The following is a 1,866-nucleotide window of genomic DNA, read 5'->3' on the forward strand; positions in this document are numbered from 1 at the left end:
AATGTTATTATGTTACACGTATCCAGTTTCCATATATTGCCTTGGGGTAAGCTGCAGATTTTTATGCAACGCTAGTGATCAAGGCCAGATATTAGGGAAATAATGCCGGCAAACATAGGGTTATTTACCGCGTAGTAAATAAAAGAGTAATCATCCTGGCTATTATTCATACCAGTAGTATCCATCAAGATCTCAAGGAGCCATTTCCATGTTTAACGTCCTCATTACCGGTCTCACCAGCCTGTTGACGGATATCTCTACGGAGATGGTTTATCCCCTGTTGCCCCTTTACCTGACCGCGGCCCTGGGCGCCAGCCCGGGCCTCGTCGGTATTATCGAAGGATTGGCCGAAAGCCTGGCCAGCCTCCTCAAGGTTTTTTCCGGCGCCATCTCCGACCGCCTCGGCCGCAGGAAACCCCTGGCTATCGGCGGCTACGGCTTTTCGGCCCTGGGCAAGGTCTTTCTAGTCCTGGCTACCTCTTGGGGCTGGGTGCTGGCAGGCCGCCTAGCCGATCGCTTTGGCAAAGGGGTGCGGACCGCTCCCCGGGACGCCATTATTGCCGAAGCCGCCGTGGTGGGGCAGCGGGGAGCCGCCTTCGGCCTGCACCGCTTAATGGATACCCTGGGGGCCAGCCTGGGGGTGGTGCTGGCCTATTATTTCCTGACCGGTTACCGGGGGGATTACCGGGCGGTTTTCCTTTACTCCCTTATCCCGGCCGTCCTGGGGGTAGCGGTCCTGTTCCTGGTCCGGGAAAAGGGCCCGGCCGGGATCCCAACGAAGAAACCATCCCTCAACTGGCGGGTCCTCGACCCGCGCCTGCGGGCCTTCCTGGTGGTTGTTTTTCTCTTTACCCTGGGCAACTCCTCCAACCAGTTCCTGCTTTTGCGGGCCAGGGGCCTGGGCTTTGCCCCGGAAACGGTTATTCTCTTGTACCTGGTTTACAACCTGGTCTACAGCCTGGTTTCTTACCCTGCCGGTCACCTGTCAGACCGCATCGGTCGGCGGACGTTGCTGGTCCTCGGTTACTTGGCCTATGGCCTGGTCTACCTGGGTTTTGCGGTGGTCAAAGACCCGGTGGCCATGTGGTGGCTCTTCGCCGTGTACGGCATCTATATCGGCTTTACTGAGGGGGTAGAAAAGGCCCTGGTGGCGGATATCGCGCCCCCGGAGCAGAAGGCCACCCTCATCGGTCTCCACGCTACCATGGTGGGCATCGGCCTCCTGCCGGCTTCCACCCTGGCCGGTTTTTTGTGGGATACCTTCGGGGCCCAGGCGCCCTTTTACTTCGGCGGCGCGGCAGGCATGCTGGCTTCCCTGGGCATGTGGTGGGTCCTGCGGCCGGCCCGGGTATAAACCTGGAAGCTGGAGCGGGTATTAGAGGCCAAATATGATAACCAGGGGGGAGTGGTTGATGGCCGAATACTTTATTGATGCCCTGGGCGAGATGTGCCCGGTGCCCAATATTAAGATCCGGGAGAAGTTAAAAGACCTAGAGGTGGGCGATGCCGTTGTCCTGGAAACCGACCACAGCTGTGCCTACATAACTATTAATAATGAGATGCGCCGTAAGGGTTATAAAACTTCCGTTAAAGAAATCGACAACGGCATCTGGCAATTAACTGTACGGCGGGTGAAATAGGCGGCATAGCGAAAAGCGTGGTAGGAGGTTATAGGGAGCCAGGGGTATCCTGCCGGTCTCTACCTTTGACTCGAAAAGAAACGCCTTATCAACAGAAACCCCGGTTGGGGGAACGCAGGAAGTTAATAAAGGCTTTGCCCAGCCTGGATTGGACCCTTTCGCGGTTATAGGCCAGGATTATTTTTTGTTCCAGGGTCAGTTCCTCCAGTTCCAGGGCCAGCAGGGT

General features: G+C 56.8%; 2 protein-coding genes. Both read left to right on the top strand.

Annotated elements, in window-relative coordinates:
- Positions 1-208: 208 nt before the first annotated feature.
- Positions 209-1,354: an MFS transporter gene (locus SDD30_RS17320; RefSeq protein WP_434076179.1), complete on the top strand. Its 1,146-nt coding sequence runs from the start codon at positions 209-211 to the stop codon at positions 1,352-1,354.
- Positions 1,355-1,412: 58 nt separating this feature from the next.
- Positions 1,413-1,640, top strand: coding sequence for a sulfurtransferase TusA family protein (locus SDD30_RS17325; protein ID WP_434076180.1), 228 nt, complete (start codon positions 1,413-1,415; stop codon positions 1,638-1,640).
- Positions 1,641-1,866: the final 226 nt, after the last annotated feature.

Source organism: Moorella naiadis (nom. illeg.), from assembly GCF_051020825.1.
GTDB lineage: Bacteria > Bacillota > DSM-521 > Neomoorellales > Neomoorellaceae > Neomoorella > Neomoorella naiadis.

Coding starts and splice junctions, on each gene's coding strand:
- SDD30_RS17320 (WP_434076179.1), top strand. CDS start 209: ATGTTTAACGTCCTCATTACCGGTCTCACCAGCCTGTTGACGGATATC.
- SDD30_RS17325 (WP_434076180.1), top strand. CDS start 1,413: ATGGCCGAATACTTTATTGATGCCCTGGGCGAGATGTGCCCGGTGCCC.